23 protein-coding genes are annotated in these 26,842 nt (G+C 73.1%); 8 read left to right on the plus strand and 15 right to left on the minus strand.

Features of this window, described 5'->3' with window-relative positions:
* Nucleotides 1–189 precede the first annotated feature (189 nt).
* Entirely contained in the window at nucleotides 190–894 is a 705-nt protein-coding gene (locus tag DFJ67_RS23360) for an MBL fold metallo-hydrolase (protein ID WP_116069956.1), read from the plus strand.
* Nucleotides 895–899: 5 nt separating this feature from the next.
* Entirely contained in the window at nucleotides 900–2,216 is a 1,317-nt protein-coding gene (gene hisS, locus DFJ67_RS23365) for a histidine--tRNA ligase (protein ID WP_116076582.1), read from the plus strand.
* On the opposite strand, the gene DFJ67_RS23370 is transcribed toward hisS, so the two are convergent.
* A complete protein-coding gene (locus tag DFJ67_RS23370; protein ID WP_116069957.1) occupies nucleotides 2,209–2,718 on the minus strand; it encodes a PaaI family thioesterase in 510 nt (169 codons plus the stop codon). The two genes, hisS and DFJ67_RS23370, sit on opposite strands and share 8 nt — an antisense overlap.
* Before the next feature lie 56 nt (nucleotides 2,719–2,774).
* On the opposite strand from DFJ67_RS23370, the gene DFJ67_RS23375 reads away from it, so the two are divergent.
* Nucleotides 2,775–3,251 (plus strand): winged helix-turn-helix transcriptional regulator, encoded by a 477-nt coding sequence (locus tag DFJ67_RS23375; protein WP_116069958.1) that lies wholly within the window; start codon nucleotides 2,775–2,777, stop codon nucleotides 3,249–3,251.
* Nucleotides 3,252–3,634: 383 nt separating this feature from the next.
* Here DFJ67_RS23375 and DFJ67_RS43355 read toward each other — a convergent pair whose 3' ends face one another.
* The 7 genes from DFJ67_RS43355 to DFJ67_RS23410 form a co-directional block, all read right to left on the minus strand.
* On the minus strand, nucleotides 3,635–3,946 hold the full coding sequence (locus DFJ67_RS43355; protein WP_203784421.1) for an Rv0909 family putative TA system antitoxin: 312 nt from the start codon (nucleotides 3,944–3,946) through the stop codon (nucleotides 3,635–3,637).
* Between the two features lie 69 nt (nucleotides 3,947–4,015).
* Nucleotides 4,016–4,783 carry an urease accessory protein UreD gene (locus DFJ67_RS23385; RefSeq protein WP_116069959.1) on the minus strand — a complete coding sequence of 256 codons (768 nt, stop codon included), beginning with the start codon at nucleotides 4,781–4,783 and terminating at the stop codon, nucleotides 4,016–4,018.
* Complete coding sequence (gene ureG / locus DFJ67_RS23390) at nucleotides 4,773–5,465, minus strand: urease accessory protein UreG (RefSeq protein ID WP_239097620.1); 693 nt, start codon at nucleotides 5,463–5,465, stop codon at nucleotides 4,773–4,775. The genes DFJ67_RS23385 and ureG overlap by 11 nt, the downstream gene beginning before the upstream one ends.
* Nucleotides 5,455–6,399, minus strand: coding sequence for an urease accessory protein UreF (locus DFJ67_RS23395; RefSeq protein WP_116069961.1), 945 nt, complete (start codon nucleotides 6,397–6,399; stop codon nucleotides 5,455–5,457). The genes ureG and DFJ67_RS23395 overlap by 11 nt, the downstream gene beginning before the upstream one ends.
* Entirely contained in the window at nucleotides 6,399–8,102 is a 1,704-nt protein-coding gene (locus DFJ67_RS23400; RefSeq protein WP_116069962.1) for an urease subunit alpha, read from the minus strand. The genes DFJ67_RS23395 and DFJ67_RS23400 overlap by 1 nt, the downstream gene beginning before the upstream one ends.
* Nucleotides 8,099–8,428 (minus strand): urease subunit beta, encoded by a 330-nt coding sequence (locus tag DFJ67_RS23405; RefSeq protein ID WP_116069963.1) that lies wholly within the window; start codon nucleotides 8,426–8,428, stop codon nucleotides 8,099–8,101. Before DFJ67_RS23405 ends, DFJ67_RS23400 begins: the two co-directional genes overlap by 4 nt.
* The gene (locus tag DFJ67_RS23410; protein WP_116069964.1) at nucleotides 8,425–8,727 is read right to left on the minus strand and encodes an urease subunit gamma; all 303 of its coding nucleotides are present in this window, start codon (nucleotides 8,725–8,727) and stop codon (nucleotides 8,425–8,427) included. Before DFJ67_RS23410 ends, DFJ67_RS23405 begins: the two co-directional genes overlap by 4 nt.
* A gap of 146 nt (nucleotides 8,728–8,873) precedes the next feature.
* Between DFJ67_RS23410 and DFJ67_RS23415 the strand changes: the two genes are divergently transcribed.
* Nucleotides 8,874–9,683, plus strand: a complete 810-nt coding sequence (locus DFJ67_RS23415; RefSeq protein ID WP_116069965.1) for an MBL fold metallo-hydrolase — start codon at nucleotides 8,874–8,876, stop codon at nucleotides 9,681–9,683.
* A gap of 235 nt (nucleotides 9,684–9,918) precedes the next feature.
* On the opposite strand, the gene DFJ67_RS23420 is transcribed toward DFJ67_RS23415, so the two are convergent.
* The 6 genes from DFJ67_RS23420 to DFJ67_RS23445 form a co-directional block, all read right to left on the minus strand.
* A complete protein-coding gene (locus DFJ67_RS23420) occupies nucleotides 9,919–10,176 on the minus strand; it encodes a hypothetical protein (RefSeq protein ID WP_116069966.1) in 258 nt (85 codons plus the stop codon).
* Between the two features lie 2 nt (nucleotides 10,177–10,178).
* On the minus strand, nucleotides 10,179–10,940 hold the full coding sequence (locus tag DFJ67_RS23425) for a YbaB/EbfC family nucleoid-associated protein (protein ID WP_116069967.1): 762 nt from the start codon (nucleotides 10,938–10,940) through the stop codon (nucleotides 10,179–10,181).
* A 95-nt stretch (nucleotides 10,941–11,035) separates the two neighbouring features.
* The gene (locus DFJ67_RS23430; RefSeq protein ID WP_116069968.1) at nucleotides 11,036–12,223 is read right to left on the minus strand and encodes a VWA domain-containing protein; all 1,188 of its coding nucleotides are present in this window, start codon (nucleotides 12,221–12,223) and stop codon (nucleotides 11,036–11,038) included.
* Nucleotides 12,213–14,567, minus strand: a complete 2,355-nt coding sequence (locus tag DFJ67_RS23435) for a DUF5682 family protein (protein WP_116076584.1) — start codon at nucleotides 14,565–14,567, stop codon at nucleotides 12,213–12,215. Before DFJ67_RS23435 ends, DFJ67_RS23430 begins: the two co-directional genes overlap by 11 nt.
* A complete protein-coding gene (locus DFJ67_RS23440) occupies nucleotides 14,560–15,621 on the minus strand; it encodes an ATP-binding protein (RefSeq protein ID WP_116069969.1) in 1,062 nt (353 codons plus the stop codon). Before DFJ67_RS23440 ends, DFJ67_RS23435 begins: the two co-directional genes overlap by 8 nt.
* The gene (locus DFJ67_RS23445) at nucleotides 15,618–18,563 is read right to left on the minus strand and encodes an SWIM zinc finger family protein (protein ID WP_116069970.1); all 2,946 of its coding nucleotides are present in this window, start codon (nucleotides 18,561–18,563) and stop codon (nucleotides 15,618–15,620) included. Before DFJ67_RS23445 ends, DFJ67_RS23440 begins: the two co-directional genes overlap by 4 nt.
* A 164-nt stretch (nucleotides 18,564–18,727) precedes the next feature.
* On the opposite strand from DFJ67_RS23445, the gene aspS reads away from it, so the two are divergent.
* Together aspS and DFJ67_RS23455 are read left to right on the plus strand one after the other, a co-directional pair.
* Nucleotides 18,728–20,533, plus strand: a complete 1,806-nt coding sequence (aspS, locus tag DFJ67_RS23450) for an aspartate--tRNA ligase (protein WP_116069971.1) — start codon at nucleotides 18,728–18,730, stop codon at nucleotides 20,531–20,533.
* Nucleotides 20,534–20,645: 112 nt separating this feature from the next.
* Entirely contained in the window at nucleotides 20,646–21,464 is an 819-nt protein-coding gene (locus DFJ67_RS23455) for a sugar nucleotide-binding protein (protein WP_116069972.1), read from the plus strand.
* Between the two features lie 19 nt (nucleotides 21,465–21,483).
* Here the strand turns inward: DFJ67_RS23455 and DFJ67_RS23460 are convergent, their stop codons facing one another.
* On the minus strand, nucleotides 21,484–22,191 hold the full coding sequence (locus DFJ67_RS23460) for a GNAT family N-acetyltransferase (protein WP_116069973.1): 708 nt from the start codon (nucleotides 22,189–22,191) through the stop codon (nucleotides 21,484–21,486).
* A gap of 108 nt (nucleotides 22,192–22,299) precedes the next feature.
* Between DFJ67_RS23460 and DFJ67_RS23465 the strand changes: the two genes are divergently transcribed.
* Nucleotides 22,300–22,515, plus strand: a complete 216-nt coding sequence (locus DFJ67_RS23465) for a hypothetical protein (RefSeq protein ID WP_116069974.1) — start codon at nucleotides 22,300–22,302, stop codon at nucleotides 22,513–22,515.
* Nucleotides 22,516–22,616: 101 nt separating this feature from the next.
* A complete protein-coding gene (locus tag DFJ67_RS23470; protein WP_239097621.1) occupies nucleotides 22,617–24,302 on the plus strand; it encodes a replication-associated recombination protein A in 1,686 nt (561 codons plus the stop codon).
* Nucleotides 24,303–26,842 lie beyond the last annotated feature (2,540 nt).

Genomic DNA, 26,842 nt, shown 5'->3' on the forward strand with positions numbered 1-26,842 from the left:
CGGTGCTCCTCTTTCGGGTGTGCCTCGCGCCACAAACTTCCGGGAGAGCATACGGGCAATCGCTGGGAGCATGGTGAGAGGTCCTGCGCTTTGAGCGATCGGAGATCGTGATTACCAAGGGTGCGTGCCTGCGGGTAATCGACGTGCGCCGCCCGCTAGGCTGGCCAGAGCGACCAGAAAGGGACGACTGTGCTGATCACGGGTTTCCCGTCCGACATCTTCGGCACCAACTGTTACGTGGTGGCCGCGGCGCCGGGCGAGCAGTGCGTGATCGTCGACCCGGGCATCGGGATCGAGAAGCGGCTCGACGAGATCCTCGCCGAGCACCGCCTGACCCCCGCCGCGGTGCTGCTCACCCACGGCCACCTCGATCACACGTTCTCCGTCGCGCCGGTCTGCGGTGCCAAGGGCATCCCGGCCTACGTGCACCCCGCCGACCGCGAGCTGCTCGCCGACCCGGCCAAGGCGCTGTCCATGGATCCCGCGCAGCTCTTCGGCGGCCGGCTGACCTACACCGAGCCCGAAGACGTCGCGCCGCTCACCGACGGTGAGGCGATCGTGATCGCCGGGCTCGAGATCACCGTCGACCACGCCCCCGGCCATACCGGCGGGTCGGTGCTCTTCCGGCTGCCGGCCGGCACCGCGCGGGGCTGGGAAGCAGACGAGATCTGCCTCTCCGGTGACGTGCTCTTCGCCGGCTCGATCGGGCGCACCGACCTGGCGGGGGGAAGCATGACGGCGATGACAGCCAGCCTTCGTGACCGGATCCTCCCGCTCGCCGACGACACCATCGTCCTGCCGGGCCACGGCCCGGCGACCACGATCGGCCGGGAACGCGCGACCAACCCTTACCTGCTGGAAGCCATGCGACCGGCCCCGACCAGAGGGCTATGACCAAGATGAGCAAGCCACGGCCGATCTCCGGCTTTCCGGAGTGGACGCCGCCGCAACGCATGATCGAGCAGCGGTTCCTCGACAAGATCAAGAGCGTTTTCGAGCTCTACGGGTACGCCCCGCTGGAGACGCGCGCCGTCGAGCCGCTTGACCAACTGCTGCGAAAGGGCGAGACGTCGAAAGAGGTCTACGTCCTGCGCCGGCTGCAGGAGGATCCTGGGTCTCCTGCTGACGACTCGCTGGGCCTGCACTTCGATTTGACGGTGCCGTTCGCTCGTTACGTGCTGGAGAACTCGGGCAAACTCCAGTTCCCGTTCCGGCGTTATCAGATTCAGAAGGTGTGGCGGGGCGAGCGGCCGCAGGAGGGTCGCTACCGCGAGTTCGTGCAATGTGACATCGACGTGGTCGACCGTGACACGCTGCCGCCGCACTACGAGGCCGAGATGCCGCTGGTGATCGGCGACGCGCTCGGCTCGTTGCCGATCCCGCCGGTGACCATCCAGGTCAACAACCGCAAGGTCTGCGAGGGCTACTACCGGGGCCTGGGCCTCGGTGACCCGGAGGCGGCGCTGCGGGCGGTCGACAAGCTCGACAAGATCGGGCCGGGCCGGGTCGCCGAGCTGCTGGTGGAGACGGCCGGCGCGACCGAGGCACAGGCCAAGGCCGTGCTGGCGCTGGCCGAGATCTCGTCGCCGGACGCGTCGTTCGCCGACGCCGTGCGTGCGCTCGGGGTCAGCGACCCGCTGCTCGACGAGGGCCTTGCCGAGCTGGTCGAGGTGGTCGAGACGGCCGCGGCGTACGCGCCGGGTCTGTGTGTCGCCGAATTGAAGATCGCCCGTGGTCTCGACTACTACACGGGCACGGTCTACGAGACCCAGCTCGCCGGTTTCGAGCGGTTCGGGTCGATCTGCTCGGGTGGCCGTTACGACAACCTGGCCACCTCGGGCAACGAGCGGTTCCCCGGCGTGGGCATCTCGATCGGCCTGACCAGGGTGCTCGGCCTGCTGTTCGGCGCCGACAAGCTGGCGATCTCGCGCGACGTGCCGACCTGTGTGCTGGTGGCGTTGGGCGACGAGGAGCACCGCCGCTCGGCCGACGGCATCGCGGCGGCGCTGCGCAGGCGCGGCATCCCGACGGAGGTGTCGCCGACCGCCGCCAAATACGGCAAGCAGATCCGTTACGCCGAGCGGCGGGGCATTCCGTTCGTCTGGTTCCCGGGCCAGCCGGACTCGGTCAAGGACATCCGCTCCGGCGACCAGGTCGAGGCTGACGCTTCGACCTGGGCGCCGCCGGCCGCCGACCTCTATCCGACGATCAACTAGCCGGGAGCTCGAAGAGCAGGCAGGTCGACGTCGCGTGGGCGACCAGTCGTCCCGCGGCGTCGGTCAGCCGCGCCTCGCCCAGCGCGGTGCGGCGGCCGCGCTGGATCACCGTGCCGACGCAGGTCAGCAACTCGGAGCCGACGGTGACCGGCCGGAGGTATTTCACCGACAGGTCGACCGAGGTGTAGCCGACGCCGGCCGGCAGCGTGGTGTGCACCGCGCAGCCGGCGGCGGTGTCGAGCAGTGTCGCGAGCACGCCGCCGTGCACGGTGCCGAGCGGGTTGTAGTGGTATTCCCGCGGCGGCATCTCGACGGTGACCCGGCCCTCCTCGGCGGTCAGCCGGGTCATGCCGAGCAGGTGCATCACGGGCGGCGGCGGCAGTTCACCGGCGATCATCGCCTGGAGCAGGGCGAGGCCACTGGTCTTGCCGATCAGGGCGGCGTTGGTGGCCGGATCCGACCAGGAGAAGGTACGGCTGCGCTCCACCTGCGTCTGCGTCATGGACCCAGCCTCGCAGCCGGTTGCTGGGTCTGTCAACGAGACTTAGGGTGAACGTCATGGGTACGCGTCCGGAAGCGCTCGACTGGTCCGTCGACAACTGCACGGTGGGCCGGGCGATGGAGATCCTCGGCGAGCGCTGGACCTTCGTCGTGCTGCGCGAGATCGCCAACGGCATCCGGCGCTTCGACGACATGCGGGTGCGCACCAACATCCCGCGCCAGGTGCTGACCAACCGGCTCGCGATGATGGTCGACGCCGGTGTCCTGCGCAAGGAGCCCTACCAGGATCCGGGCGCACGGGTCCGGCACGAATACCGGCTGACCCAGATGGGCCTCGACCTGTGGCCGGTGATCGTCGCGGTGCTGGAGTGGGGCGACCGCTACCTGGCCGACCCGGAGGGTTCGCCCTTGTCCACCGTGCACCGCGGCTGCGGCGCCGAGGTGCGAGCGGTGCTGCGCTGCTCGGCCGGGCACGAGATCGACAACCCCCGCGACGTGCTGGCCGCGCCCGGCCCGGGCGCCCATCGCCGCTGAGCACGACGTCCCGGCCGTCGGGGTTCCCACTGTGGTCCTGGCCGTGCCGGGCCTGGGCGCCTATCGCCGCTGAGCACGACGTCCCGGCCGCCGGGGTTCCCACCGTGGTCGTGGCCGTGCCGGGGCTGGGCGCCCATCGCCGCTGAGCACGACGTCCCGGCCGCCGGGGTTCCCACCGTGGTCCTGGCCGTGCCGGGGCTGGGCGCCCATCGCCGCTGAGCACGACGTCCCGGCCGCGCCGGGGGCCCACCGTGGTCTTGGCCCGTGCCGGGCCTGGGCGCCCGCCGTCGCTGAGCGCACGGCGGGCCGGGCGCCCCCAAGCGCCCGACCCGCCGGTCTGCTCGTTCCCGGTGTGCCCTCCGGGGAGCTGAAACCGCTGTGAATTAGCGGTTGTTGTTGCGGTTGCTGTTGTTGCCGCTGTTGCTGTTGTTGTTGCGGTTGTTCTGAGCGCGGTCGCCACCCTTGCGCGCGGCGCCCTGAGCCCGCTCGCCGCCCTGACGCGCGGCGTTCTGGGCGCGGTCGCCACCCTGGCGGGCGGCGTTCTGGGCGCGGTCGACCTTCTCGGCAATCTTGCCGTCGGTCTTGGCGTCGATCGCGTCGCCGGCCTGGTCGATGCGCCGGTCGCGCTCGTCCTTGTCGGCGAGCTTTTCTTTCGCCTGGTCGGCGGCGTCGCCGAACCTGTCGCTGATCGCCATTACGAGACTCCCTCCGGTGAACGACCGCCCCACGCGACCGCTCACACCCACCGAACGTAGACGCGAGCCTCAGTTTTCGCGGCAATTGCCGGTTTTCGCATCCGGATCATGAGCCCATGTGTTAGCGGCGCTCCTATCGAGCACCTCGCGGGCGTTTTCGCCGGTGGCGCTGACCAGGGCGGCCGGGCCGTGGGCGAGGGGCATGACCGCTGCCGTGGGGGTGATCGTCGCGGGTTGCCGGGGCGCGTCCGGACCGACGATTAACAGGGTCCCCGCGGTCCGGGCGCCGATGACCGCGGGGCCGTCCCAGCCCTTGGCGCGAGGTCCAATGGCCAGATCGTGGCGCAAAAGGGTACGACCGGCGTAGCGCACCGTCGTCGCCGTCGCCAGGTCACCGGACCGTTCCCCGTGCCGCCCGGCGACGATCTCCTCCCGCCACAACAACTCGGCACCATCGGCGAGGTCCACGATGGAGCGGGTGCGGTGGTCGCACCCTCTGACGGCGATGGTCGCCTCGGGCAGCCAGGCCAGCGCGCCGTTGGCGCCGACGCTCACCGTGACAGTGAGCGTGCTCGGCGCGCTCGGGTGGCTCGGCTGGGCCAGGGAAGCGGCGACCGTACGCACGACGAGCCGGGCGCCCGGCCGCACCTCGACGTCGACCCGCAGGTCGTCGCCGCCGAGCGGGCCGGCCGCACCACCGACCAGGTGCACCTCGGCGTGGGTCGTCTGGCGGTGCCCGGTGCGGCGGGGGAGCAGGGGTGGTTCGCCGTACATCGTGGACAGCCGCGTGCCGCCCCGCCCGTCGGCCTCGGCGACCAGCCGTGCCTCAGCCCGCACTGTCCCCGGGCTCTGACCCGTGGTGGTGGTGATTGGCCGGCGCGGTGACGCTGCTGGCCGCCGTCGGCCCGGCTGTCACGCGGTCGCGGACCCAGCCCGCGACGGCTGTCGCGCCCGGGTCTCCCACCAGCGAGAGGAACACGGTCGGCAGGTCGCCGCGGCGCGCCGCGGAGTCGCGGGCCATCACCCCCAGGTCCGCGCCGACCAGCGTGGCGAGGTCGGTCTTGTTGATGACCAGCAGGTCGGCGGTGGTCACGCCGGGCCCGCCCTTGCGCGGCACCTTGTCACCGCCGGCGACGTCGATCACGAAGATCTGATGGTCGATCAGGCCCTTGCTGAACGTGGCGGTGAGGTTGTCGCCGCCGCTCTCGACCAGCACGAGGTCGAGGTCGCCGAACCGCTCCTCCAGGTCTTCGACGGCGTCGAGGTTGGCGCTGATGTCGTCGCGGATGGCGGTGTGCGGGCAGCACCCGGTCTCGACGGCGCGGATCCGCTCGTCGGGCAGCACCCCCGCCCGCCGCAGGAAGTCGGCGTCTTCGGTGGTGTAGATGTCGTTGGTCACGACCGCGAGCCGCAGTTCGGCGGCGAGCGACCGGCAGAGCGCGGCGACGAGCGCGGTCTTGCCGGACCCTACGGGCCCACCGATCCCGATCCGCACCGCACGACCGTTGTCAGGACGCAAAGAGACGCACCTCCCAGGTGGCGTGCTGCTCGGCGTCGACGTCGAGCAGAAGAGCGGACCCGGCGGGCAGGTCGTCCACCGGATCGTCGACCCGCAGCACGGCATCGGCCGCGACCCGGTCGCATTCCTGGGCCAGGGCGGCAACCAGCCCATGCACCGCGTAGGGGTCGAGGCCGAGCAGCCGCACGGCCGCCGAAGCGGCTCCGGTCAGTCCACCGTAGACGGCGATGAGGCCGGCCTCCTGCGGGCCCAGCCCGGAGGCAGCGGCCGCGATCCCGATCGCCGTCGGATGGTGAACGCCCGCGGGAAGCCGGCTCCTGGCGGCGCTGACGTTGCGCCGGGCACCGCGCGGGCCGAGCCCGACGCGTTGCGCGGGCGGTCCTGGCACGCCGGCGGCGGCCGGCCGCGTGGCGCGGGCGTCGTCCGTGCGGGTGTCGCTTGGCGAGGGGGTGCTTTCGTATGGCGCGGCGGCGGAGTTGGCCAGCCGAGCGATTTCGGCGTCTGCGCGGGTGGTGGCCAGCGAGGGGGCTCTGTCGACGGCGGCGGGCGAAGCGACGGCCGGGTCGGTCGCCCGCACGGCGTCGGGCCAGATCCGGGCCGCGGCTCGCAGCAGGGCGCGTCCCTGCGCCCGCGAGGCGGCCCGAAGGGCCGGCGACGCGGTGCGGACGTCGAGGCCGTCGTCCAGTGCGCGCACCCGATCCCAACACGGATCGTCGCCATCGCCTCCGGCCCGGGTGAGGGCGTAGCAGGTGGCGGCGGCGAAAGCCGCCGAAACCACGCCGGTCGTGGCGGTGCGACCGAGGAGGAACGCTTCCAGCGTGTGCAGGTCGCGCACGCGGCCGGCGGCCACCGCGGCCTCGACGCCGCCCGAATGGGCGTGGGCGCCCGACGGGAGGCGGCCGTCGGCGAGGACCAGCAACGTGGACAGTGACATCAGAAAAGGAAGTAGCGCTGGGTCATTGGCAGGTCGACCGCAGGCTCAGGCGCGACTACCTCACCGTTGATGCGGACCGTGAACGTGTCGGGCTCGACCTCGATGCGCGGCAGGGCGTCGTTCAGGGGCAGGTCGGCCTTGCCGATCGCGCGGGTGTCGGCGACCGGCACCATCCGGCGACTGACCGGCAGCCGATCGCCGAGCAGGGCGTCGATCGCCGCCGGTGCCACGAAGGCGACGCTGGTCTGGGCGGGCACGACGCCGTACGCGCCGAACATCGGTCTTGGCAGCACCGGCTGTGGGGTCGGGATCGACGCGTTCGAGTCGCCCATCTGGGCCCAGGCGATCATGCCGCCTTTGAGCACCAGGTGCGGGCGTACGCCGAAGAAGGCCGGGTCCCACAGCACCAGGTCGGCGAGCTTGCCGGGCTCGACCGAGCCGATCTCGGCGTCGATGCCGTGTGCCACCGCCGGGCAGATGGTGTATTTCGCGATGTAGCGCCGCGCCCGGAGGTTGTCGGCCGGGCCGGGGAGCGAACCGCGCCGGAGTTTCATCACGTGGGCGGTCTGCCAGGTGCGCAGGATGACCTCGCCGATCCGGCCCATCGCCTGCGAGTCGGAACCGATGATGGAGATCGCGCCCAGGTCGTGCAGCACGTCTTCGGCCGCCATCGTGCTCGGCCGGATCCGGCTCTCCGCGAACGCCAGGTCTTCCGGCACCGTCGGGTTGAGGTGGTGGCAGACCATCAGCATGTCGAGGTGCTCGTCGAGCGTGTTGCGCGTGTAGGGGCGGGTCGGGTTGGTCGACGACGGCAACACGTTGGGCTGCCCGGCGACGGTGATGATGTCGGGTGCGTGCCCGCCGCCGGCACCCTCGGTGTGATAGGCGTGGATCGACCGGCCGCCGATGGCCCGCAAGGTGTCCTCGACGAACCCGGCCTCGTTGAGCGTGTCGGTGTGGATCGCGACCTGCACCCCGCTGGCGTCGGCCACCCGCAGGCAGGCGTCGATCACGGCGGGCGTCGTACCCCAGTCCTCATGAAGTTTGAAGCCACCCGCACCGCCGCGCAGTTGCTCCCACATGGCCTCTTCGCTCGTGGTGTTGCCCTTGCCGAGCAGCAACACGTTGACCGGCCACGGGTCGATCGCCTCGAGCATCCGCGCGAGATGCCACGGGCTGGGCGTCACGGTCGTCGCCTTGCTGCCCTCGGCGGGCCCGGTGCCGCCGCCGATCACGGTGGTCACGCCGCTGGCCAGCGCGGTGGAGATGACCTGAGGGCAGATCAGGTGTACGTGGCTGTCGACCGCGCCGGCCGTCAGGATCTTCCCGTTGCCGGCGATCACCTCGGTGCACGGCCCGATCACCAGGTCGGGGTGGACGCCGTCCATCGTGTCGGGGTTGCCGGCCTTGCCGAGCGCGACGATCCGCCCGTCGCGGATGCCGACGTCGGCCTTGACGATGCCCCAGTGGTCGAGCACGACGGCGCCGGTGATGATCGTGTCGACGGTGCCGTTGCCCCGGCTGACCGCCGACTGGCCCATCGACTCGCGGATCACCTTGCCGCCGCCGAAGACCGCCTCGTCGCCGTGCGAGCAGCGGTCCTCCTCGACCTCGATGAACAGGTCGGTGTCGGCGAGCCGGATGCGGTCTCCGGTGGTCGGGCCGTAGAGCGCGGCGTAGCGCCGCCGGTCCACCATGCTCACTGGTCGGCACCTCCGGCCGGGTCGAGCTTGCCGGCGCACTCGCCGCGGAGCCCGGGCACCACCCGATGGCCGGCCAGCGGCACGAGGTCGACGTCGCGATCGATGCCGGGCTCGAAGCGCATGGCGGTGCCGGCCGGCACGGCGAGGCGATGCCCCCAGGCGGCCCGGCGGTCGAAGTCGAGCGCGGGATTGGCCTCAGCGAAGTGGTAGTGCGAGCCGACCTGCACCGGCCGGTCGCCGGTGTTGCGGACGGTGACGGTCAGCACCGGCCGGCCCGCGTTGATTTCGATCGGGCCATCGCCGAACACGATCTCGCCGGGAATCATGGGATCGGTTCGTGGACGGTGACCAGCTTCGTGCCGTCGGGGAACGTCGCCTCGACCTGGACCTCGGCCAACATCTCCGGCACGCCCTCCATGACGTCGTCGCGGCCGAGCACCCCGCGCCCCGCAGACATCAGTTCGGCCACAGTTCGGCCGTCGCGCGCGCCCTCCAGCAGGAAGGCGGTGATGACCGCGGTCGCCTCCGGGTAGTTGAGCCGCAACCCGCGCTCCCGCCGCTTGTGCGCCACATCGGCGGCGACGTGGATGAGCAGGCGTTCTTGCTCGTGCTGGCTCAGAAACAAGGCTCACCTCCACGGGTACGAACGACCGCACCGCGAGCCGCGATCGTGCCACCAGAACGTTACGCACCAGTTACGCCGCGACGCGCACGGCACGCGCAAGACGCCCTCCGTCGATCAGTCCTAGATCAGGTCGTACGCTTCGAGAAATGGACCGTCACCATCCGATCTGCCGCACCTGTGGCGTTCAGCGTGAACCCGACGCCAGCCGCATGGTCTGTCCGGTATGCGCGGATGAGCGGCAGTACGTGGGCTGGGGCGGCCAGCGGTGGGTGTCGATCACCGAACTGCACGCCGAGGGCCATCGGGGCGTGGTCCGCGAGGAGTCGCGCGGCCTGTGGGGCATCGGCGTCGAGCCGAGTGTCGGCATTGGACAGCGAGCCCTGATCGTGCCCGGCCCGGGCGGCAACGTGATGTTCGACTGCGTGCCCTATGTGGACGACGAGACGGTCGCGGCGGTGCGCGCCCAAGGCGGCCTGGCCGCGATCGCCCTTTCCCACCCACACTTCTACGGCTCGATGGTGGAGTGGAGCCGGGCGTTCGGCGACATACCCATCTACGTGCACGAGGCCGACGCGAGCTGGGTGCCGCGGTCGGGCAACGTCGTGCTGTGGTCGGGCGACCAGCGCGAGATCCTGCCCGATCGCACACTGGTCAACTGCGGCATCCACTTCCCGGGCGGCACCGTCCTGCACTGGCCGGGCATCGACGGCAAGGGCGCCCTCTGCACCGGCGACATCTTCACGGTCGTCATGGACCGGCGCTGGGTGAGCTTCATGTACAGCTACCCCAACCTGATCCCGGAGCACCCCGACACCATCGTCCGAGCAGTGTCCCTTGTGGACCCACTACCCTATGACACGGTGTACGGCGGTTGGTGGGGTCGGGTCGTGGCCGGCGGGGCGAAGGACCGCGTCCGCCGGTCCGCGGACCGGTATCTGGCCCACGTCGGCCGCTGACTCCTGGCCGGTCCGCGCTCCGCGGGCGGTCGCCCGGGCTCGGCCTCGCGGCTGGCCCGCGCTCTGCGGGGGAGGTCGTCGGGTTCGGCCTGCTGGCTGGTCCTCGTTCTGCGCGGGAGGTCTCCGGGTTCGGCCTACTGGTCGGTCCGCGTTCTGCGCAAGCGGTCGTCGAAGTCGGCCTCCTGCTGGTCCTCATTCCGTGCGCGGGGTCGCCGGGTTCGGCACGCGTATGGGGTCAGCGTGTGCGGCGGCGTTGCGGGGCGCGGCGGCGCCAGATGAGGTAGAACGTCGTTCCCGCGACGATTCCGATTGCCGCGCCGATCGCGAGGGCTGGTCCGGCGTCGACGCCGGTGCCGACGAGGACCGCGAAGACGAGCAGCAGTGCCGCCAGGGTGATGCTGATCGCCGCCAGCACCGCGGCGGTCGTGGGCAACCGCGAGCGGACGCGGCGGGCGACTACCCGCTCAGGCTTCGCGTCATCGGTGGGGGCCAAGCTCAGCTCGGGTGCTGGTCGTCCGGCTCGGCGGGCCGGTCCTGGTGTCTGACAGTGCGCGACCGGGTGCCGGGGCGCTGGCCGGTGAGCTGCTGCACCCGCTCGGCCATCAACATGGCGGCCCGCGCGGTCGCGGTCATCACGGTGGTGTGCACGATGCCGGCCAGCGTCGCCGGGTCGTGTTGGTATTGGTCTGTGCCGATGTGCACCGACATCAGCTCGCCGCCCGCGCGCACCTGCGCGGCCACGCCGCCGTCGTCGGAGCGCGCGGTCGCGGTCAGGCCGGTGAGCTCGGCGCGCAGTTGGGCGTACCCCTGCGGCTGTCGGGGTGATTCCTCGCCGACCCGGCGCAGCACCTCGTCGGTGCGCCGGCCGTCGCTGTCGACGGCACCGTTGGACGGCACGTGATCGAGCTTCGACCGCTCGGAGCCGGGCAACCCGCCGCGGCCGAGGGGATCGGGCAGCTCGGCCCGGCTGCGCCGGCTGGTGCGGATCGTCTCGGTCATCGTGCCGGTCGCTTCGGCGCTCGCGTGGCGGGCCGTCTCGACCACCAGCGCGCCGAGCCGCTCCGGGGTGTAGCGGTAGGCGGCCCGGCCGAAGCCCAGCCCGACGATCGCGTTGCCGGGGCCGGCGGTGACCTCGACCGCACCGTCGGAGGTGGAGACCGTCGCCGTCGCGGCGGCCACCGCTTCGCGCAGGGCGTCGACCGTCTCTTTGAGCTCCGCCGGTGGTAGCGGCTTCGGTGTGGCGTCGAAGGCGCCCATCAGACCCCCATTCCGCGTGCGCCGGAAGGGCAGCCCGCTGAGCCCGAGGCGGCTACCCAGATGGCACGGACAGTAGCACCGATCGTGACGGTTGTTCAGCTTCCATGTGCGCCCCGTGTCGCCTCCCGTTCCGCGAATGCGCGCAGGTCGTGCCGCTGAATCGCGGCGGCCATCAGTTCCGGGAAAACGTCTGGCGTGCAGGCGAACGCGGGCACACCGAGCGACGCGAGCGCGGCCGCGTTGTCGTGGTCGTAGCTCGGCGCCCCGTCGTCGGAGAGCGCCAGCAGCGCCACCACCTGCACCCCGGCGCCGACCAGGTCGCCGACCCGCTTGAGCATCTCGGCCCGGACGCCGCCCTCGTAAAGGTCGCTGACCAGCACGAAGATGGTTTCCCGGGGCCGGGTGACGAGCCGCTGGCTGTAGGCGATGGCCCGGTTGATGTCGGTGCCGCCGCCGAGTTGCGTGCCGAACAGCACCTCGACGGGATCGTGCAGGTGCTCGGTCAGGTCGACCACCGAGGTGTCGAAGACGACCAGCGACGTCTTGAGCGTGTGCAGCGAGGCGAGCACGGCGGCGAACACCCCGGAGTAGACGACCGACGACGCCATCGACCCGGACTGGTCGACGCAGAGGATCACGTCGCGTTGCACGGCGTTGCCGCGACGCCCGTACCCGATCATGCGTTCCGGCACGATCGTGCGGTATTCGGGCTGGTAGTGCCGCAGGTTGGCGCGGATCGTGCGGTTCCAGTCGATGTCGCCGTGGCGGGGTCGTTCGATCCGGCTGGCCCGGTTGAGCGCGCCGGTGACCGCGGCGCGGGCCTTCTGCGCGACCCGTTTCTCCAGGTCGTCGACCACTTTGCGGACCACCTGGCGGGCCAGGTCGCGGGTTTTGTCGGGCATCACCGAGTTGAGCGAGAGCAGCGTGCCGACGAGGTGGACGTCGGGCTCGACGGCGGACAGCATCTCGGGCTCGAGCAGCAGCCGGGTCAGGTTGAGCCGCTCGATCGCGTCGGTCTGCATCACCCGGACGACGCTCTGCGGGAAGTATTCGCGGATGTCGCCGAGCCAGCGCGCCACCCGGGGCGCCGAGGCGGCCAGGTTGCCGCCGCGACTCTTGCCGTCGGTCTCGCCGCCGCCCTCACCTCCGGGCCCGCGGTCGTAGAGCGCCGCCATCGCGGCGTCCATGGCGGCGTCGCGCCCGTTGGGCTGGCCGAGCGACTCGTCGGCCGGCTCGCCGAGCGCCAATCGCCAGCGCCGCCGGCGTTCGTCGTCAACGCTCATGGCGCGCTCCTCCTTGGATCTGCCTGCCCAGCAGGGCGCTCAAGGTCGGGAGGGAGAGGTCGGCCGTCTCCCGGTCGAGGACGGCCGTCGTGGTGCGGGTGGCGGTGGCGCCGCCGGCCACGCGTTCGCCGATGCCGCGGCGCTCGCCGGTCGCGAAGGTGCCGAACGTGCGGCGGAGCAGGGGGAGTATTTCGGTGAAGGCGTCCGGCGGGATCGCCGCCAGCCAGTCGTCGACCAGGGACAGCAGGGCGTCGTCGTGCATCAGGAGCAGGCCGCCGCCGGCGAGGAAACCCTCGACCCACGCCCCACCGGTCGCGGCCGGAACGCCGGCGGTCAGGGCCCGGCCGAGCAGTCGGCCGGCCTCCTCGGCGCTCAGCCGGCCGGCGTCGTGCAGCAGGCGGGTGAGGCGGCCCGCCAGCAGGCCGTGCAGGTCGTCACGCACTGCGATGGCCGTGAGGGTGTCGAGCCAGCGCGTGCGTTCGGCCTCGTCGCCGAGCAGGGCGACGGCGGTGTGGACGGCGTCGATGTGGTCGCGGAGCGCGGTGGCGGCCTCGTCGGACAGCGCGGAGGCGGCCGGTGGCAGGGCGGCGTAAACCCGGGCCAACAGGCCGCGGACCACGGCGGCCACCGCGGCCACATCGGAGCGCCGCACGTCGCCGTAGCGGACCGTGCGAGCCAGCGCGGGGATCGCGGCCATCAGGTGGGTCACGTCGGCGTCTTCCGCGGCGCGGGCGTCGAGCGCGCGGAGGACCGCGGGTCGTGCCGCGGGAAGGTCGGCGAGCAGGCACGTCTCCAACTGAGCGGTGACCTCGGCGAGCGTCGTGGCCTTGGCGACCGCGGCGGTGACCTGGGCGGTGGCCGCGGCGACCACCGTGGTGCCGTAGCCGCTGGCCTCGACCAGCCGGATCGAGAACTCCGGCTGCCAGCGCAGCGACCACTCCTCGCGGAACGTGCCGGTGCTGCCGCGTCGTTCGTCGGGCTCGCCCCACGGCACGTCGAGGCACCGCAGTTGGTGCAGCAGATGGCTGCGCGCCAGGTCGGTGTCCTTCCGCAGGTCGAGATCGAGCGCCCGGTCGAGCGCCGACGGCTTGAGCCGCGCGGCCCGCTGGCGGGCCTCGAGGTCGCGGGCCAGCGGGACGGTCGGCACCCCGTCGGGAACCTCGCCGAGCCGCTCGCCGACGACCAGCCGCCGGCCGATCAACTGCAGACGAAGGTCGTCGCCCTCACAGAGCACGGCCGCAGCCGCGTCGGTGACCTCGGCCAGGCCGGCCAGCGGCCGCCCGCGCATCGTGGCGAGCGCCTCGGCCAGCCGGGTCGCCTCGATCACGTGCGCTGAGGACGTGTCGACGCCCTCGTCGCGCAGCACGCCGGCGGCGGCGACCAGCCAGCGCGGGACGACCTCGTCGGTGGTGGTGAAGAGGTGGTGGTACCAGCCCGGTGAGTTGACGCCCGCCCCGTAGCCCTGCCACGACGCCAGCCGCCCGTAGGTCCACGGCACCCAGGTGAACCGCACCTTCCCCCGGCGCCGGCCACCCTTGAGCAGGGCGGCGTCGTGGGCGGCGGTGAACTTCGCCCGCAGCGCGGGCACGTGCCACGCGCCGCACACGACGACGATCTCGTTGTGGCTGCGGCGCTCCTGACGCAGCACCGTGCGCATGTGTGCCTCGCGCAAGAGGTCGTAGGGGTCTTCGAGAGCGCCGCTCCGGACTTCGGTCATCGCCTCTTCGATGGCCTCGAAGGCCGGTGCCCGGCGGTGCTCGACGACGTCTTCCCACCAGCGCTCAGGGTCGTCGTAGCCGGCCGCCGCCGCCAACTCACCGATCGGGTCGACCGGCCGCAGCACCGGCTCCGGCGGACCCGGCGCCGGACCGTCATCGTCGGCCAGGTCGAAGGGGTCGGTCTCGTCGGGCGCCGGCTCTGCCCCCGGCGCGGCGTCAGGCCCTTGCGGCGCCGGTTCGGCGCCGGGTCCTTGCGGCGTGGGTTCGGCGCCGGGTGTTTCGGGCGGTGGGTCGGTGCTGGGTTTGCGCGAGGTCAGGCGGTGGGCGAAAGGTAGGTCGAAGAAGCGGACCGGGACGTTGTTGGCCACGGCCCAGCGGATTGCCTGCCATTCCGGCGAGAAAACCGCGAACGGCCAGAAGGCGGCGCGGCGCGGGTTGTCGGCGGCGTAGCCCAGCAGCGCGACCGGGGGCTGTAGGCGGTCGTCGGCCATCCAGGGGATCAGTTCGTCGGCCTCGGGTGGCCCTTCGACCAGGAGGATGTCGGGGCGCTGCTCTTCCAGCGCGCGGATCACCGCACGGGCGGAGCCGGGCCCGTGGTGGCGGATGCCGTAGTAGCGCTCAGGCATCGCGGGCGGCACGGTAGAAGTCGGCCCAGCCGGGGCGCTCGCGGACGACGGTCTCCAGGTATTCGCGCCACACCACGCGGTCGGAGACCGGGTCCTTGACCACCGCGCCGAGGATGCCGGAGGCGATGTCGCCCGCGCGCAGGACGCCGTCGCCGAAGTGGGCCGCGAGCGCGATGCCGTTGGTGACCACCGAGATGGCCTCCGCCGTCGACATGGTGCCGGTAGGAGACTTGAGCTTGGTGCGGCCGTCGTCGGTCTGGCCGCCGCGCAGCTCGCGGAAGACCGTCACGACGCGGCGGATCTCTTCGAGGGCGGTGGTCGTCTCGGGCAGCTCGAGGGAGCGGCCGAGTTGGGCCACGCGCCGGGTGACGATGTCGACCTCTTCGTCGACCGTCGCGGGCACCGGGAGGACGACGGTGTTGAACCGGCGCCGGAGCGCGCTGGACAGCTCGTTGACGCCGCGGTCGCGGTCGTTGGCCGTCGCGATGACGTTGAAGCCGCGTTGGGCCTGGACCTCGGTGTTGAGCTCCGGAACCGGCAGCGTCTTCTCGGACAGGATGGTGATCAGGGCGTCCTGGACGTCGGACGGGACCCGGGTGAGCTCTTCGACGCGGGCGATCGCGCCGGTTTCCATCGCGCGCAGCACCGGGCTCGGGACCAGCGCTGCCGGCGACGGGCCCTCGGAGAGCAGCCGCGCGTAGTTCCAGCCGTAGCGGATCGCCTCTTCCGGCGTGCCAGCCGTGCCCTGGACCAGCAGCGTCGAGTCGCCCGAGATGGCCGCCGCGAGGTGCTCGGAGACCCAGGTCTTGGCCGTGCCGGGCACGCCGAGCAGGAGCAGCGCCCGGTCGGTGGCGAGGGTGGCGACCGCGACCTCCATCAGCCGGCGGGAGCCGACGTATTTAGGGGAGATCTTCCCGCCGTCGCCCAGCAGGTAGGTGACCACCGCCTGCGGCGACAGCCGCCAGCCCGGCGGGCGGGAGCGGTCGTCGTCGGCGGCCAGCGCGGACAGCTCTTCCGCGTAGAACTGTTCCGCGTGCGGGCGCAGGGCGGTCATGCGAACTCCTCGATCATGTCGTGGCGGAAGCCGAGCACGGCGGCGAGCTGGGCGAGGTAGCGGGCTGAGCGGCGGCCCTCGGGCAGGCCGTCGAGGGACCGGACGAGCGCCTCGACGCGGCCGACGAACGACGTCGGCATGGCCGGCATCGCGAGTCGACACAGCTCGGAGAGCTGCCAGGCGTTGTCGGGCGCCAGCACGGCCATCGCGCGCAGCGCCGCCGACGCCAGCTCGTCGGACCAGTCGTCGGCGCAGAAGTGCAGCAGCCGGATGCCGGCGGCGGTGTCGCGGCGCAGCGCGGCCGCGACCCGGCGCCCGCGTTCGCCACCTGGGAGCACCTCGAGCAGCGGCCACGTCAGTCGCTCGCCGAGGCCGTCGTCGGCCGATGCTGCCGAGCCGCTGTCGACGAGGTCGAGAAGGGCGGCCGCCCACGCCGGGTCGCGCTGTGCCGCGGTGGCCCGGGCCAGCCCGCGGAGCAGGACGGGTTGCCATCCGTCGGCGACCGGCAGCGCGAGCACGCCGGCCGGGTCGCGGCCGGTGAGCGTGGACCAGAACGCCAGCGGCGTGGCCGAGACGATCTCTTCGAGCAGCCAGGAGCCGAGGCCGACGCCGCGGGGCGGTGACGGGTCGACGTCGTCGCGGAGCATCGTGGCGTCGATGCTCGCCGGCGCGGTGACCGTCAGGCCGCCGTCGGCGAAGTGGACGCTCGCGGCGGTGCGCTCGGCCATCCGGCGGCCCAGCGCGGAGCCTGGGAGCTTGCGGAGCAGGTCGGCCGCGACCTGCCGGATCTCGCGCCGCCGGTCGTCGAGCGCGTGCTCGATCAGCGTCTCGTCGCGCAGGGCCAGACCGGTTTCGAGGGCGCCGAGCAGCACGACGCGATCGTGCGGGGGCTCGCCGTCGAACGCCTCCGTCAGCAACTCCAGACCCTTGGCGGGGTCGGTGGACCGCAGCGCCACCAGGTAGGCGAGTCGCTCGCCCGGGGTGCCCGTCAGCCAGTCGTGGGGGTCGGTGTCGACGACCTCACCGCCCACGTCGCGGAAGTAGCGCCAGTCGGACTGCCGCTGGGCCAGCCAGTGGCCGCGGCGCCCGGCGACCGCGCCGAGGGCCGGCCGCAGTGCGGTGTCGCGGCGCCCGAGATCGAGCAGGATCGGCAGCGTCTCGGGTGGGACGAGCAGGCGGCGCCGGCCCGCCTCGACCAGCCATTGGCCCAGCACCGCCCGTTGTGCCGGGCCGCCCCAGCCGGTCGCGCCGTCGGTGAGCAGGAGGTCGAGCCGCTCGGCGGCCGGCTCCGGCACGACCGGGCGGCTCTCGTCGGGCGCCGGTGCGATCGTCGGCCGCCCGGCCTGCGGTGTCTCGCCGGCCCGCCGGTAGGTGAGCGCCACCGCGGCCGCTTCGAGCAGTGCCCGAGCGCCCGCGCTCAGCTCTTCGGACGCGGTCGCTGGGTCGGAGTCGTGCAGGTTGGGGGAGACCGTGAGGGAGAGGCGCTGGCCGTCGGCCAGGTCGAGGTGGTCGGCGGACCACGGGCGTCGAGCCGTGCCGACCAGGGCGGCCGACAACAGGTCGGCCGGCAGCTCCGGCGGGCCGCCCAGCGCGACGCGGGGGTCGCTGGGAGCCGCCGGGACGTGGCGGCCATCGGGCCAGGCAGCGAGGGGTCGGAAGCCGCCGTGCCCGTATTCGCCGGCGACCACGACCGGGCGGGCGCCTGCCGCCGCCACCAGCCACCAGGGGCGGTCGTCGTCGGGGTGCAGGGCGACGGCGTCGCCGGCCGGATCGACGAGCAGGGCGCCGTCTTCGGTCGGTGCGACGTCGGACAGGAGCATCGGGGTGGACTCGCGCCAGGGCTCGGCGGCGACCGCGCGGGCGTGCTCGGCGACCGCGTCGCGCACCGGCAGCGCGCCGGTCGGGGCGTCGCCCGTGCGGACCGGCTCGCCGTAGCGGGCCTTGACCAGAGCGCGCCGGGGCACCGCCGCGGGGTAGAAGCAGAGGCCCGCGTCGACCGCGGTGCCGGGCTCGAGGTCGGCCGGCAGGGTCTGGCCGACCGGCGCGAAGGTCAGGACCAGCGCGAACCGGCCGGACTCTTGGCCGCGCAGCCAGGTGCGGCGGCTGGTCAGCCGGTCGTCGGCGGTGTCGATGCGGCCCAGCACCTCCCACCGGTCGCGGATCTCGGGCTCGGCCAGCACGTCGTCGGCCGCGACCGGGTAGCCGACCCGGGACCGGACCGTCGCGGCCAGGCCCGCCGGCAGCGCCGGGAGGCGGCCGTGGGCGACGATCAGGAGACGCAGCATCGCGAACTCGCCGAGCAGTCGGTCGGCCCAGTTGGCGCCGACGCCGATCACCCAGCCGAGGCGGCGGACCGCGCCGGCGATGCTCGGCGCCTGCGCGTCGACGAGGCGGGCCGCCATGGTCTGGAACGGCTGGTAGCCGGCCTGCTCGGACGCCGCCAGCCCCTGCTCGATCTGGTCGGCCAGCCAGCGGTCGAGCTCGACCAGACCGGCCTCGACGCGGTCGGCGCGCTGCTTGACCCGGCGCTCGGCGGCGACAGGGTCGGCCAGGCCCTCGCCGGCGGCGCGTGGGGCGCGGGTCGCGCGCTCGTCGGCCCGCTGGGCCCGGGCGGCCCGGTCGGCCTGCCACTCGACGGCCCATTCGGGTGTTTCGGCCTCGTCGGGGACGCCGCCGTTGGCCCAGCGGAGCAGCAGGCCCAGCACGTGCTTGCAGGGGATCTTGCGGCTTGGGCAGGTGCACCGGTAGGCCGGACCGGTCAGATCGACACAGACCTGATAAGGCCGGGCACCCGACCCACGGCACAGGCCCCAGAGCATGTCGTCGAACCGGCCCTGACCGGCCCAATGGGCAGCGGTGATCAGGCCTCGGCCGCTCTTGGCCGCGCCCTGGTCGGGCGCGAGCGAGAGCACCTTCTCTGCGGACCAGCGTTCGACGGACACGCGAAAACCTTAGAACTCATGTACGACGAATTTTGGTGACCTGTGGATAACTCAGGACACCAAACCTTATCCACAGGCCGGGGGGTGCGAACTTTCGCGACCGACCAGCCCTGCGAGAATCGAGCGCTGAACGCCGTACCCCATTGTCAAGGAGAGCGACCGCCGTGATCCGTACCCATGATGCCGGAAGCCTGCGCGCCACGGACGCCGGCAGCGCGGTGACCCTGGCCGGCTGGGTGGCCCGCCGCCGTGATCATGGTGGGGTCATCTTCGTCGACCTTCGCGACGCCTCCGGTGTGGTGCAGGTCGTCTTCCGCGAGGAAGACGCCCACCACCTGCGCAACGAATACTGCGTCAAGGTGGTCGGCGAGGTCGCCCGGCGGCCCGCCGGCAACGAGAATCCCGAGCTGCCGACCGGTGACGTCGAGGTCAACGCGACGGCGCTCGAGGTGCTCTCCGAGGCCGCGCCGCTGCCGCTGCCGGTCGACGACAACATCGACGCGGGCGACGACATCCGCCTCCGCCACCGCTACCTCGACCTGCGGCGCAGCGGGCCGGCCAACGCGCTCAAGCTGCGCAGCCGGGCCAACCAGATCGCCCGGCAGGTGCTGCACGCGCGCGACTTCAACGAGATCGAGACGCCGACCCTGACCCGGTCGACGCCCGAGGGCGCGCGCGACTTCCTGGTGCCGGTGCGGTTGCAACCCGGCAGTTGGTACGCGCTGCCGCAGTCACCGCAGCTCTTCAAGCAACTGCTGATGGTGGCCGGGATGGAGCGCTACTACCAGATCGCGCGCTGCTACCGCGACGAAGACTTCCGCGCCGACCGGCAGCCCGAGTTCACCCAGCTCGACATCGAGATGTCGTTCATCACCCAGGACGACGTGATCGACCTGGGCGAGGCGATCGTCGGGGCGCTGTGGGAGGAGCTCGCCGGTCACCGGATCGAGCGACCCATCCCGCGGATCACCTGGCACGACGCGATGGCGCGCTACGGGTCCGACAAGCCCGACCTGCGCTACGGGGTCGAGCTGACCGAGCTGACCGACTACCTGAGCGGCACCGAGTTCCGGGTGTTCGCGGGTGCGATCGCGGCCGGCGGCTATGTCGGCGCCGTCGTGATGCCGGGCGGCGCCGCGCAGAGCCGCAAGGAGCTCGACGGCTGGCAGGACTGGGCCAAGGCGCGCGGCGCCCGCGGCCTGGCGTATGTCGTGCTCGACGCCGAGACCGGCGAGGCCCGCGGCCCGGTCGCCAAGAACCTGAGCGCGGAGCACCTCGACGGGCTCGCCGACGCGGTCGGTGCCAAGCCGGGCGACGCCATCTTCTTCGCGGCGGCCGCCGAACGGCGCGAGGCGCAGGAGTTGCTCGGCGCGGCCCGCATCGAGATCGCCCGGCGGGCCGGCCTGGCCGACCCCGACGCGTGGGCGTTCTGCTGGGTCACCGACGCGCCGATGTTCGAGAAAGACGACGAGGGCGGCTGGACGGCCGTGCACCACCCCTTCACCTCGCCCAACTCCGAGTGGATGGACCGCTTCGAGGAGGCGCCCGACCGGGCGTTGGCCTACGCCTACGACATCGTCTGCAACGGCAACGAGATCGGCGGCGGCTCCGTCCGTATCCACCGGGCCGACGTGCAGCGCCGGGTCTTCACGCTGCTCGGCATCACCGACGACGAGGCGGCCGACAAGTTCGGCTTCCTGCTCGAAGCCTTCAAATACGGCCCCCCGCCGCACGGCGGCATCGCTTTCGGTTGGGACAGGGTCTGCATGCTGCTCGCCGGCGCCGACTCGATCCGCGAGGTGATCGCGTTCCCCAAGACGCGCGGCGGCTACGACCCGCTGACCGGCGCGCCGACGCCGATCACCGGCCAGCAGCGGCAGGAGGCGGGCGTCGACGCCAAGCCCAAGCCGACGTCGCCGGCCAACGTCGGCACGGCGGGAGTCGCGGCGCCGGTCGAACACACGCCATGACCGCCAGCCCGCCGGAAACGGCGGGCCAACGGGAGAAGCCAGCCCGCCCGAAAGCGGCGGGTCGGCGGAACGACCAGGAGGGCGGTATGACCGGACGACGGCCGGTGGCGCGATGACGGTGCTGGTTGTCGGTGGCAGTGGCTACCTCGGCGGCGAGGTGTGCCGGCAGGCGGTCGCGGCGGGCTCCACGGTGGTCGCCACCTACCGCCGCGAACCCGGCGAGGCGCCGGGCGCGCGGTGGGAGCGGCTCGACGTGCGCGACGGCGCCGCGGTCGACCGGTTGGTCACCGCGGTGCGGCCGCGCATGGTGGTCAACGTCGCCTACGCCTACGCCGAATGGGCGACAACCGCCACCGGCGCGGCGCACGTGGCCGCCGCGGCCGCCAGGACAGGCGCACGGCTGGTGCACCTGTCCAGCGATGCCGTCCACGGTGGACGGCCGGAGCCTTACGGAGACGACGACGACCCGAGCCCGGTCTTCGCCTACGGTGCCGCGAAGGCGGCCGCCGAGACCGCCGTCCGTGCGCTGGCACCCGACGCCGCGGTGGTCCGCTGCTCCCTGATCATCGGGCCGGATGCCCGGTCGAATCAGGTGGCGCAGTCTCTCAGGGCCCTCGATCCGGAGTCCGACCTGCGGTTGTTCCGCGACGAGATCCGCACCCCGGTCGGCGTCGCTGACCTGGCCGCGGCGGTGTTGGAGTTGGCGGCGGGCGACTACGCGGGCGTGCTCAACGTCGCCGGGCCCGAACCGTTGAGCCGGGCCGAGCTCGGCGAGTTGGTCGCCCGCGTGCACGGGCTCGACCCGGGCCGCCTGCGCACCACGACGGTCGCCGAGTCGGGAATGGCGCGCGCCGCGATGATCGTGCTCGACACCACGAGGGCCAAAGAGATGCTGAAGACCCGCCTGCGGCCGGCCGCCGAGGTGCTCTGACCATCGTGGACAGACCCGGCTAGGCGAGCCCGACCGACGTGCGGGGGATCGACGACCCGTAGCCGAGCGACTCATACATCCGGTTCGCCACGACGTTGTCGCTCATCACGCCGAGCGCCGCGATGCCGTACTCCGTGATGAGCCGGCGGGTCAGTGCGGCCGTGAGTGCCGCACCCAGCCCGCGCCCGCGCGCGGCCGGATGCACCGCGATAGCGGACAGGAAGCCGACCCCGCCGCGGCTGCGGTCGGCGGCGCAGGCGACCACCCGGCCACCTTCGCGGATCGCCCACCAGGCGCGCACCCGCGGATCGCCCGGACGGGTGGTGGTGCCGGGAAAGGCGAGGTCGAGCAGCGTGGTGATGCCGGCATCGTCGACGACCGGCGCGGCCCGCTCCTCGCCCATCCGCTCCGGCGGAGCCTCCCGGGTCCACCGGAAGTCCCACTCGTCGCGCACCCGCACGGCGACCGGCGTCGCACCGGCCAGCCGCGGCAGGTGCCACCAGCGGGGCGCGTCGGGCTGCCGTTCGGTGGCGAGGCGCGCCGCCGTCGCGGCCGCCACCGCGCCGTCGCCCAGCGCGCACACCACCGACGCGTGCGTGATCCAGACCACTGTGGACCCGTCCCGGACGCCGGTCACGCCCTCGCCGCCGCCCGTGGTGAGCAGCGCGTAGGGGTGGGCGTCCGTCGCCGCCAGCACGGCATCGCGGCCGACGAGAGCTTCAGCCATGCCCGCAACGTAGCCGATCGAACATCGAGATTGCCCACGGACCCGATTGGGTATTGACCCGGCCACCGCTCGAACCCCTCGGGCGTAGCCCCTTTCAGGAGGATAGAGATGCTCGCCATCGTCGCGGCCATCGTCTTCGGTTTCGCCCTGCTGCTCGACCTGTTCGACACCGACCTGGGCGCACCCGACCTTTTCAACTGGCAGACCCTCGTGTTGATCGGTCTGACCTTGCTCTCGCTCTATCTCGCTGGCATCGGCAGTGGCCCCCGTTCGGGCACGGGCAGCGGTCGCCGCTTCTACGGCCGCCGGCCTGGTCGCGGCTGACGGACCAGAGCGCGAGGGGCCCACGGAAAGTGGGCCCCTCGCCGTGTCTTCGCCTTCTTCGCATTTCCGGCACCTATGGCCCGGCCGGTACTGTTCTCCTGATGGAGCCCGACGCCCTTTTCTCGGTCGCCGACAGTGGCGGGGTGCGCACCGCACCCCAGCACGCGGTCGGCGCTAGCGGCTTCGCGGATCCGGGCGCCGACGCGCCCCTGCCGGTGCGGATGCGCCCGCGCACGGTCGACGAGTTGGTCGGCCAGAATCACCTGCTCGCGCCGGGTGCGCCGTTGCGGCAACTGGTCAGCGGCGCGACACCGCTCTCGGTGATCCTGTGGGGTCCGCCGGGCAGTGGCAAGACCACGATCGCGCACCTGGTCGCCCAGGCGAGTGACCGTCGGTTCGTGGCGATGTCGGCGCTCAACGCGGGCGTCAAAGACGTCCGGGCCGTGATCGAGACCGCGCGTCGCGAGCGCCGGGCCGGTGGGCCGCCGACGGTGCTGTTCATCGACGAAGTGCACCGGTTCTCCAAGACGCAGCAGGACTCGCTGCTGTCGGCGGTCGAGGACCGGACAGTCACGCTGCTGGCGGCGACGACGGAGAATCCGTACTTCTCGGTGATTTCACCGCTTCTGTCCCGGTGTGTGCTGTTGACCTTGCAGCCGCTCGACGAGACGGCGGTTCGCGGGCTGGTGCGCCGGGCGCTCACCGACGAGCGCGGGCTCCGCGGCGAGGTCACTCTCACGATCGAAGCAGAAGATCATCTGGTACGCCTCGCGTCAGGCGACGTCCGCAAGGCCCTGACCGCGCTGGAGGCGGCCGCCGGCTCGGCGCTGGCCCGCGGCGCCACCGAGATCGACCTGGAGACCGCCGAGCAGGCCGTCGACGTGGCGGCGGTGCGTTACGACCGCGACGGCGACGAGCACTACGACGTGATCAGCGCGTTCATCAAGAGCATGCGAGGCTCCGATGTGGACGCCTCACTGCACTATCTGGCGCGGATGCTGGTGGCCGGCGAAGACGCCCGTTTCATCGCGCGCCGGATCGTCATCTTCGCCAGCGAAGACGTCGGCATGGCCGACCCGTCGGCGCTGACGGTGGCGACCGCGGCGGCACACGCCGTGGAATACGTCGGGCTGCCCGAGGTGCAGCTCAACCTGGCGCAGGCAGTGATCCACATGGCCACCGCGCCCAAGTCCAACAGCGCCACGAAGGCGATCGGCGCGGCGCTGGCCGACGTGCGCGCCGGCAAGGGCGGCAGCGTGCCGCGGGCCTTGCGCGACGCGCACTACCAGGGCGCGCGGGGGCTCGGGCACGGGCGGGGCTACCAATATCCGCACGACGACCCGCGCGGGGTGCTGACCCAGCAATACCCGCCGGACGGGTTGGTCGGCGTCGACTACTACGAGCCGGGCGACCATGGCGACGAGCGCGCCGTCGCCATGCGGCTGCCGACGATCCGGCGGATCCTGCGCGGCGAGCGCGGCCGCCGAGGGGCAAACCCCAATGGAGCCGATTCCGGGGGTACGCCGCGAGCCCGCACCGATGGCCCAAGCTCTTCCCGGCCGGCCGACGGCGAGGGTGCCGCCCGGGCCGAGGCAGGTCCGCCCCGGGCCGGCGGCGAGACGCCTCCAACTGCCGGCGGTGGTGCGGATGGCGCTGAATCGGTCGGTGGCCCGAAGGCGCGTTCCGGTGGGACCGGGGTCGCGGCGGAGCCGCCGGTGGGTGAGGCTGTTCCCGCGGGGCCCGAGGCCCGGCGGCAGGATCGCAACGACGAAGGCGAGGTTGGGTGAACCGGGATTGCGGATTAGGTCGCGATCTCGATCTCCCCACCTCACCGATGTCCCATTGGCGAGGTATGTGGCGACGAATCGTGCCATCCCCTGGCACGACGAGCAATGAGGTGAACGCGTGAGCGACGATCGGCGCGATCCGCCGGCCAAGGGCCGGCGATGGGGCCGGGGTCGCGACGACGACGAAGAGGTCGACGCGACCCGGGGCGAAGACCTCGGCTGGCTCGCTGACCTCCGCACGGCCAAGGAAGAACGCGCCGACATCGGCCCCGGCGGCGCGGACGCGGGTCCGGCGGGCGGCGGACGTCCGGGGGCGCCGGCAGGTCCGCCAAGACGCGGTGCGGGCTTCCCCGACGATGCCGGTTTTCCCGACGGTCCTGGTTTCCCGGACGGTCCTGGTCGCGGCGAGCCCGCTGGGCGGCCGGCCGACCCGGCCGCGCGACCCGCGGACGCCCCGCCGGGACGGTTCGCGCCGGATGCGCCCGCTGGGCGCGCGGCCGAGGCCGCGCCGCCCGGGCGGGCCGGTCGTGGACGGCCCGGAGCCGACAACGCACGTGCGGGCTTCGCCGGTGGCCCGCCGGTCACACCCGGCGCCGTGCCCCCGGCTGGGCCGCGCGGTGCGGGCGCGGCAGTGCCGCCCGGCACCGGCGCGATCCCGGTTGACCCGGCGCGCGGCGCGCCGGTGCCACCGGCTGGTGGCGCGCCGCGGGGCGGTGCACCGGGCCGCCCACCGCGCGGTGGCGAGGCCGGCGGGCGGCACGGCGGCGGAGCTCCTGGCCGGCCCGAGGAAGCCACTGGGCAGTTCGGTGCCGCCGGTCGTCCCGGCGTGCCACCGGCTCCGGAGGGCGGCCAGTTCGGTCCGGGCGGGCACTCCGGCGTGCCGCAGGGCCAGGAGAGCGGCCCGATCGGTCCCGCCGGGCGTCGTGGGGCATCGGCTGGTCAGGACAGTGGCCAGTTCGGTCCCCCTGGGCGTCCGGGCGTGGTGCCGGGTCAGGACAGCGGCCCGATAAGTCCCGCCGGCCGTCGCGGCGTGCCGGCTGGTCAGGACAGCGCGCAGTTTGGTGCCCCTGGGCGTGCCGGCGTGGTGCCGGGTCAGGACAGCGGCCCGATCGGTCCGGCTGGGCGGCGCGGAGCGTCGGCTGGTCAGGACGGTGGGCAGTTTGGTGCGCCCGGGCGTCCGGGCGTGGTGCCGGGTCAGGACACTGGCGCGGTTGGTCCGGCTGGGCGGCGCGGGGCGTCGGCTGGTCAGGACAGTGGGCAGTTTGGTGCGCCTGGGCGTCCCGGTGTGGTGCCGGGTCAGGACGGTGGCCAGTTCGGCGCGAGCGGGCGGCCCGGGGCTGGGCCGGGTCAGGACACTGGCGCGGTGGGTCCCGCTGGCCGGCGCGGCGTGCCCGCCGGTCAGGACACGCGGCCGGTTGCTCCGGCTGGGCGTCGTGGGATGCCGGCCGGTCAGGAGACCGGGGCGGTTGGTCCGGCTGGGCGTCGTGGGGTGCCGGCTGGTCAGGAGACCGGGGCGGTTGGTCCGGCTGGGCGTCGTGGGGTGCCGGCTGGTCAGGACACGGGGCCGGTTGGTCCGGCTGGGCGTCGTGGGGTGCCGGCCGGTCAGGAGACCGGGGCGGTTGGTCCGGCTGGGCGTCGTGAGATGCCGCCGGGTCAGGACACTGGCGCGGTGGGTCCGGCTGGGCGTCGCGGCATGCCGCCGGGTCAGGACACTGGCGCGGTGGGTCCGGCCGGGCGTCGTGGGACGCCGCCGGGGCAGGACGGTGGACAGTTCGGCGCGGCCGGGCGGGCTGGCGCGCCGGCGGGTCAGGACACCGGGCAGTGGGGTGCGCAGCGCGATCCGCGTGCGGATGCGACCGGTGGGTTGCCCGCCGCTCCCGTTTCCGGTCCGCGGGGGCGCGGCGGTGCGGCGCGTAGCCGGTTCTCGGCGCCGCCGGACCAGACGGGTGGCGTTCCGCTCTCCGGCAACGCGCCGGCCGTGCCTCCGGCGGCTGCCGGTGAGCAGGGGCCCGGGTGGCGGGGAGCCACGGGCTCGCCGGCCGCCGAGTCGACCGGTCGGCGGGCCGCGGCGGATTCTGAGCCGGGCACCGGAGCGGTGCGCGCGGCCGGCGGTGGCCGGCGTCGCGCGCCGGATGACAGTGAGGCTCCCGCCGGGCAGACGTCCGACTGGGCACGGCGCGACCAGGCCGGTCGGCCGCCGGTGCCGGGTGCGCCGACGTCTGGCGGGGACCCGGCCCGGAGCCGGTTCGCCGGAGGGGCGGCAACACCGCCTCCGGCCGACCGCGCGCCTGGTTGGAGCGGGCCGCCGGCGGGTCCGACCGCGACCGGCGGTATGTCGCCGGTGATCACACCGCCGGTGGTGCCGGGGCGTGAGTCCGGACCGACCCGGCAGGGTCGCCGCGCCGCGCCGGAGCCCCCGGCGGACGGAGCGGAGACGTTCGGTGGCCGTGGCCGCCCACCGCGCGGCGGTGTCGCGGGCCCGGCCGATGACGGTGTGGCCGGTCGCGCGGAGACGTTCGGCGGTCGGGGTCGGCCCGGCG

It is taken from the genome of Asanoa ferruginea, from assembly GCF_003387075.1.
Classification (GTDB): Bacteria; Actinomycetota; Actinomycetes; order Mycobacteriales; family Micromonosporaceae; genus Asanoa; species Asanoa ferruginea.